Source organism: Bradyrhizobium sp. Ken01, assembly GCF_055807355.1.
In genome coordinates this window covers 50,596-63,619 of sequence record NZ_JBVVPC010000023.1, presented here as the reverse complement: position 1 = coordinate 63,619, position 13,024 = coordinate 50,596, and the positions used below count along the sequence as shown (strand labels likewise).

Below are 13,024 nucleotides of genomic sequence, written 5' to 3'. Positions count from 1 at the left end.
TATGATATGGGTAGCGGTGCGGCGCTGATTATGATTTGCACTGTAACTGGACTTCAAAACACAGGCGCGCGACGTATCGCGCACCAATCGGGGGGCGTACGCCGATGAGAATTATACTTCTGGGGCCACCGGGATCGGGCAAGGGCACCCAGGCGCAGCTGCTGGTGCAGCGCTATGGCATCGTCCAGCTCTCGACCGGCGAGATGTTGCGTGCAGCGGTGGCGGCCGGAACGCCGGTCGGGCTCAAGGCCAAGGAGATCATGGCCAGCGGCGGTCTCGTGCCAGACGATGTCGTGGTCGGAATCATCTCCGATCGGATCGATCAGCCGGATGCAAAAAACGGTTTCATCCTCGATGGTTTCCCGCGGACCGTGCCGCAGGCCGAGGCGCTGGATGAGCTGCTCAAGCACAAGCACCTCAAGCTCGACGCCGTGATCGAGCTCCGCGTTAACGAGAGCGCGCTGCTGAACCGCGTCGAGACTCGCGTCGCCCAGATGCGCGAGCGGGGGGAGGAGGTCCGGCTCGACGACACCCCGGAAGTCCTGACCAAGCGGTTAGCCAGCTACCGCAGCCAGACGGAACCGCTGATTCACTACTATTCCGAGCGGCGGAAGCTCTCGACCATCGATGGTATGATGGCCATCGACGAGGTCACCCGCGCCATCCATCGCCAGCTCCTGGCGCTCGGGGCGGTCGAGCCCAAGACGCATGGCAAGACGCACGCCCGGGGTGCGACAAAGGCGGCCCCGGCCAGAAAGGCCAAGGCGGCGAAGAAATCGGCCAAAAAGCCCGCGAAGACGGCCAAAAAGGCCGCCAAATCCAAGAAGGTGGCCAAGAAGGCTACGAAGGCAGGCAAGAGAATCGTCAAGAAAGCCGCCAAGGAGGCGGGGAAGAAGAAGGCAGCCAAAAAGACCGCCAGGAAGGCTGTCAAGAAAGGTGCCAAAAGAGCCGCAAAAAAGGTCACGAAAAAGCGAGCTAAGCGCTAGCAGCGGTTGACGAAAGCCCCCTGAATCCCCTAATAAGCCCCGCATCCAAGTCGGATAGTTTCAAACGATGCCGGGCCCCAGGAAGACCAGGGGTGGGCGTCGTGTTCGCGTTTGTGAACACCTGCCCGAGAAACCAAGCACTTAAAGCACGATTCCTGACGAGGGATCGGCGACAGGAGAGAAGGCCGTGGCCCGTATTGCCGGCGTGAACATCCCGACCAACAAGCGCGTGCTGATCGCGCTCCAGTACATCCATGGCATCGGTCAGAAGATCGCCGGTGAGATCATGGAGAAGGTCAAGATCCCAGACGATCGTCGGGTCAATCAGCTCAGCGACGCCGAAGTGCTTCAGATCCGCGAAGTGATCGACCGCGACTATCTCGTCGAGGGCGATTTGCGTCGTGAGGTTGGCATCAACATCAAGCGTCTGATGGACCTCGGCTGCTACCGCGGCCTGCGCCATCGTCGCGGTCTGCCGGTGCGTGGCCAGCGTACCCACACCAATGCGCGTACGCGCAAGGGTCCGGCCAAGGCCATCGCCGGCAAGAAGAAGTAAGTTTTCGCATCCAATCACGGCGTGTGGCGGCCCGGGGATGACCCGTTCGCCACACGCCTTTCGTTCCACAGGTGTAGCCGCTGGCATTACGGCGGCGTTTGAGATCTTCAGGAAAGGTAGTCTATGGGCAAGGAAGCCACCCGCGTTCGTCGTCGTGAGCGCAAGAACATCGCCTCCGGCGTCGCGCACGTGAACTCGTCGTTCAACAACACGACCATCACCATCACCGACGCGCAGGGCAACACGATTGCCTGGTCCTCCGCCGGCACGATGGGCTTCAAGGGCTCGCGCAAGTCGACCCCGTATGCCGCACAGGTTGCCGCCGAGGACGTGTCCAAGAAGGCGCAGGAGCACGGCATGCGCACGCTGGAAGTCGAAGTCGCCGGTCCCGGTTCGGGCCGCGAATCGGCGCTTCGGGCGCTCCAGGCTGCGGGCTTCACCGTCACCTCGATCCGCGACGTGACCACGATCCCGCACAACGGTTGCCGTCCCCGCAAGCGTCGGCGCGTTTGATACCAGATTGCGGGCGCATTGGCGCCCGCGATTACTTTTTGCAAAGCCGTGGAAATGATCTGCGGCCTTTCTCCAACGCCAGTGCCTGCAACAGCAGTCTGACTGGCCTGTATGGGTGAAACAGTGACGATCCAGAAAAATTGGCAAGAACTGATTCGGCCGAACAAGCTGCAGGTACAGCCCGGCAGCGATCCGACCCGTTTCGCGACCATCGTCGCCGAGCCGCTCGAGCGCGGTTTCGGCCAGACGCTCGGCAACGCGCTGCGCCGCATCCTGCTGTCCTCGCTCCAGGGCGCGGCGGTGCAGTCGGTGCACATCGACGGCGTGCTGCACGAGTTCTCCTCGATCGCGGGCGTCCGTGAGGACGTCACCGACATCGTGCTCAACATCAAGGACATCTCGATCAAGATGCAGGGCGAAGGCCCCAAGCGCATGGTCGTCAAGAAGTCCGGCCCGGGCGTCGTCACCGCTGGCGACATCCAGACCGTGGGCGACGTCGTCGTGCTCAATCCCGACCTGCAGATCTGCACGCTCGACGAGGGCGCCGAGATCCGCATGGAGTTCACGGTCGCAACCGGCAAGGGCTACGTGCCCGCCGAGCGCAACCGTCCCGAGGACGCGCCGATCGGCCTGATCCCGGTCGACAGCCTGTACTCGCCGGTCCGCAAGGTCTCCTACAAGGTCGAGAACACCCGCGAGGGCCAGATCCTCGACTACGACAAGCTGACCATGACGATCGAGACCAACGGCGCGCTGACGCCGGATGATTCCGTGGCCTACGCTGCGCGCATCCTGCAGGATCAGCTCAACGTGTTCGTCAACTTCGAAGAGCCGCGCAAGGAAGTCGCCCAGGAGATCATCCCCGACCTCGCCTTCAACCCGGCCTTCCTCAAGAAGGTGGACGAGCTCGAGCTGTCGGTGCGTTCGGCCAACTGCTTGAAGAACGACAACATCGTCTACATCGGCGACCTCGTGCAGAAGAGCGAAGCGGAAATGCTCCGCACTCCGAACTTCGGCCGCAAGTCGCTGAACGAGATCAAGGAAGTGCTGGCCCAGATGGGTCTGCACCTCGGCATGGAAGTGCCGGGCTGGCCGCCGGAGAACATCGACGAGCTCGCCAAGCGCTTCGAGGATCACTACTGATCCGAACGACGACAGGCTGAGGCGCGAATTCATCGCGCCTTAGCGGGCGAACGCAGGCAGCCCACCTGAGCAACTGGTCCGACGAACCGTCGCGACGAATGAAATTCAAGGAATAGATAAAATGCGTCACGGCAAGGTTCATCGCAAGCTCAACCGCACCGCCGAGCATCGCCGCGCGATGTTCGCGAACATGTGCGCCGCGCTGATCAAGCACGAGCAGATCGTCACCACGCTGCCGAAGGCGAAGGAATTGCGTCCGATCGTCGAGAAGCTGATCACCCTCGGCAAGAAGGGCGGCCTGTCCATGCGTCGCCAGGCCATCTCCGAGATGCGCGACAAGGATCAGGTCAGGAAGCTGTTCGACACGCTCGCGCCCCGCTACAAGGATCGCCAGGGTGGCTACACCCGCATCATCAAGGCCGGCTTCCGCTACGGCGACAACGCCCCGATGGCCGTGATCGAGTTCGTCGATCGCGACGTCGATGCCAAGGGCCAGGACTCCGGCCCGGTGCAGGAAAAGGAAGCCGAGGCGGCGTAATCCGACTGGCGGAGAGTTTCAGAAAGCGGCGCCTTCGGGCGCCGCTTTTTTGTATGGCGCGGCTGCATCTCATACCGCGCATCGTTTCGTTGAACGCGATTCCGGCCGGGGGGCTCTCGATGAGGATTGTGTCAGGGATTGCGCTGGCGCTGCTGATGTCGCCGGCCTCTGGCGAGACGCTGGTCGAGCGCGGCGCCTATCTCGTCAACAGCGTGATGGTTTGCCACAACTGCCACACGCCGCGAGGGCCGCAAGGGCTCGATCTCTCTCGCGCGCTCTCCGGCGGCAGCCAGGTTTTTGACGAGCCCGCCTTCAAGGTCTCTGGCTCCAACATCACACCGGACAAGGACACCGGCATCGGCAATTGGACCGACGCGGAGCTGAGGCGGTTTCTCGTCAGCGGCGTCAGGCCGAACGGAACCAGGGTCGCGCCGATCATGCCGACCGCGTTCTACACCGTGCTCACCACCCGCGATCTCGACGCGCTCGCAGCTTATTTGCACTCGGTGCCGTCGGTGCATCACGAGACGCCGGCGCCGGAGTACCGCATCATGCTGAAGCCGGAGATGCCGACCTACGCCGGCAAGCAAGCGAGCGAGGCTGAGCTGTCCGACAAGCTCGCGCGTGGGCGCTATCTCCTGACCATCGCCCATTGCCTGGAATGCCACACGCCGGACGGCCCGTCCGCCGTGCACGATTTCGCCGGAGCAAGCGGCAAGGGCGGTCGGACGTTCAAGGGGCCGTGGGGTGAATCCGTCTCTCCCAACATCACCGCGGATACAGCCGCGGGCATCGGCGGGTGGAGCGACGACGAAATCAAACGTGCGATTACACAAGGCATTGCACGCGACGGCCACAAACTGAAGCCGCCGATGGCCTATGCTGCCTATGCCAGCATGACGGCCCAGGATCTCGATGCCATCGTCGCGTTTCTCAGGACGCTTCCGCCTCACAACTGAATCCTCACGCGTCGGTGAGGAGCGATTGCACGCGCCCTTGCAGCTCACGATATCTCCGTCAGCTCTAATGGAGACATAGCATGAAGATCGACCTTTCCGGAAAGACCGCCCTCGTGACCGGCTCGACCGCCGGCATCGGCCACGCCATCGCCAGAGGCCTTGCCGGCTCGGGTGCGAGCGTCGTGATCAACGGACGCGGCCAGGACAAGGTCGATGCGGCCGTGCGCAAGCTGGAGGGAGCGGGCGGAAAGGTCCGCGGCATCGCCGCCGATGTCTCGACCGCTGCCGGCTGCAAGGCGCTTACCGCGGCGCTGCCAGACGTCGACATCCTCATCAACAATGCCGGCATCTTCGAGCCGAAGGACTTCTTCGACATTCCGGATGAGGACTGGAGCCGCTTTTTCGAGGTCAATGTGATGAGCGGCGTGCGCCTCTCGCGCGCGTACATGAAGGGCATGCTCAAGCGCAACTGGGGCCGAATCGTCTTCATCTCCTCGGAGTCCGGGCTCAACATTCCCGTCGAGATGATCCACTACGGCATGAGCAAGACGGCGCAGCTCTCGGTCGCGCGCGGCCTGGCGCAGCTCACACGCGGCACAGGCGTCACCGTCAATTCCGTGCTGCCAGGCCCGACAATGTCGGAAGGTGTCGAGACGTTCGTGAAGGATCTTGCCAAGCAGAACGGCCAGTCGGTCGATGAGGCCGCGGCCAATTTCGTCAAGCAGCATCGCCCAAGCTCGCTGCTCCAGCGCTTTGCCAGCGTCGACGAGATCGCCAACATGGTGGTCTATGCAGCTTCGAAGGAAGCCTCCGCGACCAACGGTGCGGCGCTGCGCGCGGAAGGCGGCATCGTCAACACGATTGCCTGAGGCCTGCGCATGTCGGCCTATGTGATCTCCGAGGTCGAGGTACGCGACAGAGCCGCGATTGAGGCCTATCGCACGTTGGCCGCGGCAACCATCGCGCAATATGGCGGCCGCTATCTCGTGCGCGGCGGCGCCACTGAGGTGGTGGAGGGCGGCCCGCCGCCCAAGACCATCATCGTCGTGGAGTTCCCATCGATGGCGCGGGCGCAGGAATGGTACGCGTCGGCGGAATACGCCGAAGCGCTGAAGCTGCAGCAGACGGCGCTGGAGCGACGCTTGATGTTCGTCGAGGGCGTGGTTCCAGTCTAGCTGGTCTGCTCGATAAGCCCTTCAATTCGCGGCGGGACCGGCTAAACCTCGGCTTCATGCTCTGGCCCCTGTCGACCCGCCACAAACGCCTGTTCAGGCTGACATCCGCGCGATGGCAGCGGCGGGCAATCTTCGTGCTCGGTGGGATCGGGGTGGGCGCCGCGGCGGTGGTGCTGGCCCAGCTCGCCGATCTGGCCCAGCACGCCTTCGCGCTGGTGTTGGCCAAGTCGCGCTACGCCGTGCTGGCGGTGACACCTCTCGGCTTCATGCTTTCGGCCTATCTGACCACCCGGCTGTTCCCGAACGCACAGGGCAGCGGCATTCCCCAGGCGATCGCCGCGCGGCATCTGACCGACCAGGCGGCGCGCGAGAGCCTGGTCTCGATCCGAATCGCGATCGGAAAGGTGATCCTCACCTTGTTCGGCCTGCTATGCGGTGGCTCCGTCGGCCGGGAAGGACCGAGCGTTCAAGTCGGCGCTTCCATCATGTTCGCGCTCGGACGCGTCTCGCCACGCCGCCAGCCCGGATTGATCCTGGCCGGCGCGGCCGCCGGCGTCGCGGCCGCCTTCAACACGCCGCTGGCGGGGATCGTCTTCGGCATCGAGGAGATGAGCCGTGCTTTCGAGACACGTACCAGCAGTCTCATCATCGCAGCGGTGATCGCGGCCGGTCTGACCTCGCTCGCGCTGATGGGCAATTACGCCTATTTCGGCAGCAGTGCGATGTCGCTAGCCCCCGGTGCCGACTGGCTGGCGGTTCCGGTGTGTGGCGTGGTTGGTGGCGTGGCCGGCGGCGTCTTCAGCCGTATCGTCATCGTGATGGCGCGCGGCTTCGCCCATCCGCTAGGGCGTTCGGTCAAGCGCCACCCGTTGTGGTTTGCGCTCGTGTGCGGCTTCGCAGTCGCGATCTGCGGCATCGTCTCCGGCGATACGATCTATGGCACAGGCTACCAGCAGGTAAAGACGGCCCTGGAGCAGGGCGCACCGCTGCCGCAGGACTTCGGCATCCTCAAGCTTCTCGCCACCACCTTCGCGGCAATCAGTGGCATACCCGGCGGAATCTTTTCGCCGTCACTCGCCGTTGGGGCCGGCCTCGGCAGCAATATCGCGTCCTTCTTCCACGACGCTCCGCTCGGCGCGATCATGCTGCTCGGCATGGTCTCGTATTTTGCCGGTGTGGTGCAGGCGCCGATCACCGCTTTCGTCATCGTGACCGAGATGACCGACAACCACGCCATGGTGGTGCCGTTGATGGCCGCCGCCCTGATTGCACATGCCACATCGCGGATGATCTGCAAGGAGGGGATCTACCACGCGCTCGCCAAGGGCTTTATCGAGCGGGCGACGCGTCCGCCTGAGACGAATGCGGCGCCCGCTTCGAGCTAAGACCTACCACCCCTCCAGCACGATCTTGCCGCGCGACTTGCCGCTCTCGAGCAGCGCGTGGGCCCGCTTGAGATTGGCCGCGTTGATCGTGCCGAAGGTCTGGTCGAGCGTCGTGCGCAGCACGCCCTTGTCGATGAGGTCGGCGACGTCATTGAGCAGATGATGCTGCGCGATCATGTCGGCGGTCTGGAACGAGGAGCGCGTGAACATCGATTCCCAATGCACCGAAATTGCCTTGCCCTTGAACGCGCTCACAGTGAATTCCGGGGGATCGTCGATCAGGCCGAACCTGCCCTGCGGCGCCATGAAGTCGGCAATGCTCTTGTAGTGCTGGTCGGTGAAGGTGAGGCTCGCCACCAGCGCGACCGGCGGCAGCATGAGCTTCTCGATCTGCTCCTTCATCGGTTGGCCGTGGTCGATCACCGCATGCGCGCCGAGATCGAGGCACCATTTTTGCGATTCCGGCCGCGTCGCGGTCGCGACCACCGTGAGGCCGGTGAGGCGGCGGGCGAGCTGGATCAGGATCGAGCCGACGCCGCCGGCGCCGCCGGTGATCAAGAGCGTGCGCGGATCGACACTCTTGCCGGGCACCGCACCGAGCCGATCGAACAACAGCTCCCAGGCGGTGATGGAGGTGAGGGGAAGGGCGGCGGCCTGCGCGAACGACAGGCTCTTCGGCTTGTTGCCGACGATACGCTCGTCGACAAGGTGGAATTCGGAATTGGTACCCTGGCGCAGGATCGAGCCGGCGTAAAATACCTCATCGCCCGGCTTGAACAGCGAGACGTCAGGCCCCACGGCATCGACCACGCCTGCCGCGTCATAGCCCAGAATCTTGGTCTCGCCCTCGGGCGGGGCGGCGCGCTTGCGCACCTTGTAGTCGACCGGATTGGCCGAGATCGCCTTTACGGCGACGCGGATATCACGGCCCTTGGGTTCGGGCTTGGCGGTCTCGAAATCGAACAGCGCGTCCTGATCCTCGATCGGAAGCGATTTCTTGTAGCCGACGGCCTTCATGGCTTGTCTCCTTCGAAAGTGTTGCAGGTGCTGGGTCCCGGGTTCGCGTTTTTTGCGCGCCCCCGGGACGACAGGCGAGACCTAGAACGCGAACTGCGTCCGCATCGCGACCGCATCGAACTTCGAGCCGACATCGGCGGTCGAGATCGGCGAGGCCTGCCTTGACACCGTGCCATGCAGATAGTCCAGCATGAAACGGACGTTGCCGTTGACGTACCAGTTCAGCGCCGCCGTGTAGACGGTCTGCCGGCCGCCCGCGATGCCGGTGGCGGTCCCGAGCTGATCGTTGAGGTCGATCGTGGAGAAGCGTCCCGCGACTTCCCACGCGCCCCAGCCGCCGCCCTCGAGCGAGAACGGGTGCGCCGGCTTGACGCCGCCATAGGCCGCATTCGCCGCATTATAGCTGCGACCCTCGCCCGTCAGCACGTAGCCGGCCTGCGCGTAGCCGCCCTGGAATTTGAGGCTCGGCGCACCCAGCGGCGGCAGGCCGGTGTTGGCGCTGCGATCGATGTTGTACCAGAAATACTCGCCTTGCAGGATCAGTGGTCCATAAGTGGCGGCCGCTTCGACGCTGTAGACCTGCGCGCCGGAGGCATTGGCGATTGCGCCGGTCGTAGCTAGTGACGTGGGATCGATGCGCAGTTCCGGACGATCGCTGAGCGTGACCGCCTGCGCACCCGTCACCATGTTGCGCGACGGCTGGATCAGCCATTCGGCGTTTCCGCCAAGATGCAGCGAGTAATCCTTGCCGCTGACGACCTGGCCGGCAACGCGGGCGACGGCGCCATACTGCTCGGAGGCACCGTTCGGTGCTGCGCTCGACGCCGAATGGATCGCGCCGGTCGAGGGTCCCGTGACATAGCCGCCGATCCAGAGCTGGTCGTTGTACCAGCGCGTGCCGACAGCCGAGCGGAAGTCGCCCGCGGCGATGCTGGTCGCGATGATGCCGGCCGAGGCGCGCTCCATGAACATGATGTCGTTGGAGCTCGTGGCTTCATCGAGAGTGTAGGGCAGGTCCATGATGCCGCCTTCGATGGCCATCTTGCCGCCGAACGGTTTCAGGCCGGTATAGCTGAGATAGGCGTTCTCGATGCCGGAGACGCCGCCGCCGGGCAGCGAACCCGGAGCTGCGCCGCCAAACCCGTCGGAGGAGCCGCCGAAGTCGTAGACCAGCGCGAAATTCCAGTCGTTGAAGAACTTGCCGGCGAGACCGATGCGCGCGCGGCGGACGTTCTCGCCGCTATCGAGTTTCTGCGGCACGGTTGCGGCCGTGTTGGGCCGATAGTCGTAGCCGCCGGCGTCCCAATGCACTCGACCTGTGATCCCGACGCAGTTTGCCCCATCGGCAGTGCAGATGGTCGGCCGATTGTTCGGCATCGTCACGAGGACGCCGGAGGCAGGCGCCGGTCCCTTGAGCGGGATCGCCGCGTTGGCGTTGGCGACGACGGCCTTCGCTTCGGACCGCGCCTCAGCTTTCGCATCCGCCTTGGCTTCGGTCCTGGCCTTTGCTGCAGCGGCAGTGTTCGCCGCGGTCTGGCTCTGGAGCTTGTCGAGCTTCTGCTCCAGCATCTTCAACTGCTGCTTCAGGAGCGCGATCTCCTGGTCGCTGCTGCTCGCCGATTGAGCCTGGGCCTGCGAGGCTGCCAGCGCGGCGGCGAGACCAATCGCTGTGGATGCAATTCTTGTCCTGCTCACGTCATGACTCCATCGGTTGACGAACTTCCCAAGTCGCTGGCGGAGAGCCTAGGTACGATCGATGACTGCTCCGCGACGCTGCGCCCGGTTGCGCGGTTCCCACTGGTGTAAATTCGCCGCAACCGAATCCGCCTAGCACCACCATGCAAGATGACGCACATCATGCCAATCGGCAGCCCCGGCAAATTGCAATTTCGCACGCAGAGCTTGCAGGCGGGACACACCAAAAGGGGGTCGAATATCGCGCCGGGCGCCCTTCTATTGGCGGGCGAACGCGCCTATATTCCGGCGTCTTTTCCAAGAGGTAGGAATGTTTCGATCGACCTGGAGCGCCGTCGTCACGGCACTGTGCATAGCCTTTTCGGCCAATTTCAATCCGGCCGCCGCGCAGGACCGCCGAGTGCCGTCCTCGCCCGCCGAACTGCGGCTGTCCTATGCGCCGATCGTGCAGCGGGTGCAGCCGGCGGTCGTCAACGTCTATGCCGCCAAGGTGGTGCAGAATCGCAACCCGCTGCTCGACGACCCGATCTTCCGCCGCTTCTTCGGCGTGCCCGGCCAGCAACAGGAACAGGTGCAGCGCTCGCTTGGTTCGGGCGTGATCGTCGATGCGTCGGGACTCGTTGTCACCAACGTCCACGTCATCGAAGGCGCCGACCAGGTCAAGGTGTCGCTGTCGGACAAGCGTGAGTTCGAGGCCGAGATCGTGCTGAAGGACTCTCGCAGCGATCTCGCGGTGCTGCGCCTGAAGGACACCAAGGAGAAGTTTCCGGCTCTCGAATTCACCAATTCGGACGAGCTGATGGTCGGCGACGTCGTGATGGCGATCGGCAATCCCTTCGGCGTCGGCCAGACCGTGACTCACGGCATCATCTCGGCCTTGGCGCGCACGCAGGTCGGTATCACCGACTACCAGTTTTTCATCCAGACCGACGCGGCGATTAATCCTGGCAATTCCGGCGGCGCGTTGGTCGACATGAACGGCAGGCTCGCGGGCATCAACACCGCGATCTATTCGCGCTCCGGCGGCTCGCAGGGCATCGGCTTCGCGATCCCCGCCAACATGGTGCGCGTCGTCGTCGCCTCCGCGAAGGGCGGCGGCAAGGCGGTGAAGCGACCCTGGCTCGGGGCGAAATTGCAGGCGGTGACGCCGGAGATCGCCGAGAGTCTCGGCCTGCGTTCGCCGACCGGTGCGCTGGTCGCAAGCGTCGTTCCGAACGGACCGGCGGCCAAGGCCGGGCTGAAATCCTCCGACCTGATCGTCTCGATCGACGGCCAGACCGTGGATGATCCAAACGCCTTCGACTATCGCTTCGCCACACGGCCGCTCGGCGGCACGGCGCAGATCGACGTGCAGCGCGGCGGCAAGCCGGTCAAGTTGACGGTGGCGCTGGACGCCGCGCCCGATGCCGGCCGCAACGAGCTCGTCATCACCGCGCGCTCGCCTCTCCAGGGCGCGAAGGTCTCGACCATCACCCCGGCGCTCGCCGACGAGCTGCATCTGGACGCCGACACCGAAGGCGTCGTGGTCACCGATCTCGGCGGCGACAGCGCGGCCGCGAATGTCGGCTTCCAGAAGGGCGATGTCATCCTGGCCGTCAACAACCAGAAGATCAGCAAGACCAGCGATCTCGAAAAGGCGGCGGCCGAGCGCCAGCGCATCTGGCGCATCACGCTGGTGCGTGGCGGCCAGCAGATCAACGTCACGCTGGGCGGATGAGTCCGAAGCGACCACAGGAGACGCCAACTCTCTTCGCCGCGGCGGGGCTCGATCACGAGGCTCCGCATCCGCTGCCGGATCGGCTGCGGCCGCGCGCGCTTTCGGAGGTCGTCGGCCAGGATCACATCCTGGGTCCCGACGGCGCGCTGACGCGCATGCTGGAGACGCGCACGCTGGGCTCGCTGGTGTTCTGGGGCCCGCCCGGCACTGGCAAGACCACGGTCGCAAGGCTGCTCGCGGACGCCACCGATTTGCATTTCGAGCAGATCTCCGCGGTGTTCTCCGGCGTCGCCGATTTGAAGAAGGCCTTTGAGGCCGCGCGCGCACGCCGCGAGATGGGCAAGGGCACGCTGCTGTTCGTCGACGAGGTGCATCGCTTCAACCGCGCCCAGCAGGATTCGTTTCTGCCCGTCATGGAAGACGGCACGGTGGTGATGGTCGGCGCCACCACCGAAAATCCGTCCTTCGAGCTCAACGCGGCGCTTCTGTCCCGGGCGCGCGTGCTGGTGTTTCGCTCGCTCGACGCGGCCGCGATCGAAAAGCTGTTTGCGCATGCCGAGGAGATCGAGGGCCGCAAGCTGCCGCTCGACGAGGAAGCGCGCGCCGTGCTGGTGCGCATGGCCGATGGCGACGGCCGCGCGTCGCTGACGCTCGTCGAGGAAGTCTGGCGCGCCGCGCGCAAGGACGAGATTTTCGACGCCGCGCAGTTGCAGGAGATTTTGCAGCGCCGCGCGCCCATCTACGACAAGTCGGCCGACGGCCATTACAATTTGATCTCGGCGCTGCATAAGTCGGTGCGGGGCTCCGATCCCGATGCCGCGCTGTATTATCTCGCGCGCATGTTGGACGCCGGCGAGGATCCGCTGTTCCTGGCGCGCCGTGTCGTGCGCATGGCGGTCGAGGATATCGGGCTTGCCGATCCGCAGGCGCTGGTCATCGCCAACGCAGCCAAGGACGCTTTCGACTTCCTCGGTCACCCCGAGGGCGAGCTCGCGATCGCGCAGGCGGTGGTCTATCTCGCCACCGCGCCGAAATCGAATGCCGTCTACACCGCCTTCGGCAAGGCGATGCAGGTCGCAAAGCAGGCCGGCTCGCTGCTGCCGCCGAAACATATCCTCAACTCGCCGACCAAGCTGATGAAGTCGGAAGGCTACGGCGCATCTTACGAATACGACCACGACACGCCCGACGCCTTCTCCGGCCAGGATTACTTCCCGGAAGCCCTGGGCCGCCAGACCTTCTACGACCCGCCGGACCGCGGGTTCGAGCGGGAGATCAGGAAGCGGCTGGATTATTGGGCCAAGTTGCGCAAGGAGCGGGGTGGCTGAAGCCAAAATCGC

General features: G+C 64.5%; 13 protein-coding genes. 11 read left to right on the top strand and 2 right to left on the bottom strand.

What is annotated here, in order from left to right:
* Positions 1-104 precede the first annotated feature (104 nt).
* The 9 genes from AC0L3S_RS21770 (at position 105) to AC0L3S_RS21730 (ending at position 7,255) form a co-directional block, all read left to right on the top strand.
* Positions 105-986, top strand: a complete 882-nt coding sequence (locus AC0L3S_RS21770; RefSeq protein WP_473281174.1) for an adenylate kinase — start codon at positions 105-107, stop codon at positions 984-986.
* A 187-nt stretch (positions 987-1,173) separates the two neighbouring features.
* Positions 1,174-1,542 (top strand): 30S ribosomal protein S13, encoded by a 369-nt coding sequence (gene rpsM, locus AC0L3S_RS21765; RefSeq protein WP_007611599.1) that lies wholly within the window; start codon positions 1,174-1,176, stop codon positions 1,540-1,542.
* A gap of 123 nt (positions 1,543-1,665) precedes the next feature.
* On the top strand, positions 1,666-2,055 hold the full coding sequence (gene rpsK, locus AC0L3S_RS21760; RefSeq protein WP_007603045.1) for a 30S ribosomal protein S11: 390 nt from the start codon (positions 1,666-1,668) through the stop codon (positions 2,053-2,055).
* Between the two features lie 111 nt (positions 2,056-2,166).
* Positions 2,167-3,198: a DNA-directed RNA polymerase subunit alpha gene (locus tag AC0L3S_RS21755; protein WP_007603046.1), complete on the top strand. Its 1,032-nt coding sequence runs from the start codon at positions 2,167-2,169 to the stop codon at positions 3,196-3,198.
* Positions 3,199-3,319: 121 nt separating this feature from the next.
* A complete protein-coding gene (rplQ, locus tag AC0L3S_RS21750; RefSeq protein WP_456769435.1) occupies positions 3,320-3,736 on the top strand; it encodes a 50S ribosomal protein L17 in 417 nt (138 codons plus the stop codon).
* Positions 3,737-3,855: 119 nt separating this feature from the next.
* Positions 3,856-4,695 carry a c-type cytochrome gene (locus AC0L3S_RS21745; RefSeq protein WP_473263981.1) on the top strand — a complete coding sequence of 280 codons (840 nt, stop codon included), beginning with the start codon at positions 3,856-3,858 and terminating at the stop codon, positions 4,693-4,695.
* A gap of 80 nt (positions 4,696-4,775) precedes the next feature.
* Complete coding sequence (locus tag AC0L3S_RS21740; RefSeq protein WP_473263980.1) at positions 4,776-5,564, top strand: SDR family NAD(P)-dependent oxidoreductase; 789 nt, start codon at positions 4,776-4,778, stop codon at positions 5,562-5,564.
* Between the two features lie 9 nt (positions 5,565-5,573).
* Positions 5,574-5,870, top strand: coding sequence for a DUF1330 domain-containing protein (locus AC0L3S_RS21735; RefSeq protein WP_473281172.1), 297 nt, complete (start codon positions 5,574-5,576; stop codon positions 5,868-5,870).
* A 56-nt stretch (positions 5,871-5,926) separates the two neighbouring features.
* On the top strand, positions 5,927-7,255 hold the full coding sequence (locus AC0L3S_RS21730) for a chloride channel protein (protein WP_473281170.1): 1,329 nt from the start codon (positions 5,927-5,929) through the stop codon (positions 7,253-7,255).
* Positions 7,256-7,258: 3 nt separating this feature from the next.
* On the opposite strand, the gene AC0L3S_RS21725 is transcribed toward AC0L3S_RS21730, so the two are convergent.
* Positions 7,259-8,272: a zinc-binding alcohol dehydrogenase family protein gene (locus AC0L3S_RS21725; RefSeq protein WP_473263977.1), complete on the bottom strand. Its 1,014-nt coding sequence runs from the start codon at positions 8,270-8,272 to the stop codon at positions 7,259-7,261.
* A gap of 81 nt (positions 8,273-8,353) precedes the next feature.
* Entirely contained in the window at positions 8,354-9,967 is a 1,614-nt protein-coding gene (locus AC0L3S_RS21720) for an OprO/OprP family phosphate-selective porin (RefSeq protein ID WP_473281168.1), read from the bottom strand.
* A gap of 310 nt (positions 9,968-10,277) precedes the next feature.
* Between AC0L3S_RS21720 and AC0L3S_RS21715 the strand changes: the two genes are divergently transcribed.
* Together AC0L3S_RS21715 and AC0L3S_RS21710 are read left to right on the top strand one after the other, a co-directional pair.
* Positions 10,278-11,684: a DegQ family serine endoprotease gene (locus tag AC0L3S_RS21715; protein WP_473263973.1), complete on the top strand. Its 1,407-nt coding sequence runs from the start codon at positions 10,278-10,280 to the stop codon at positions 11,682-11,684.
* Complete coding sequence (locus AC0L3S_RS21710; RefSeq protein ID WP_473263971.1) at positions 11,681-13,012, top strand: replication-associated recombination protein A; 1,332 nt, start codon at positions 11,681-11,683, stop codon at positions 13,010-13,012. The genes AC0L3S_RS21715 and AC0L3S_RS21710 overlap by 4 nt, the downstream gene beginning before the upstream one ends.
* The last annotated feature ends 12 nt before the right edge of the window (positions 13,013-13,024 follow it).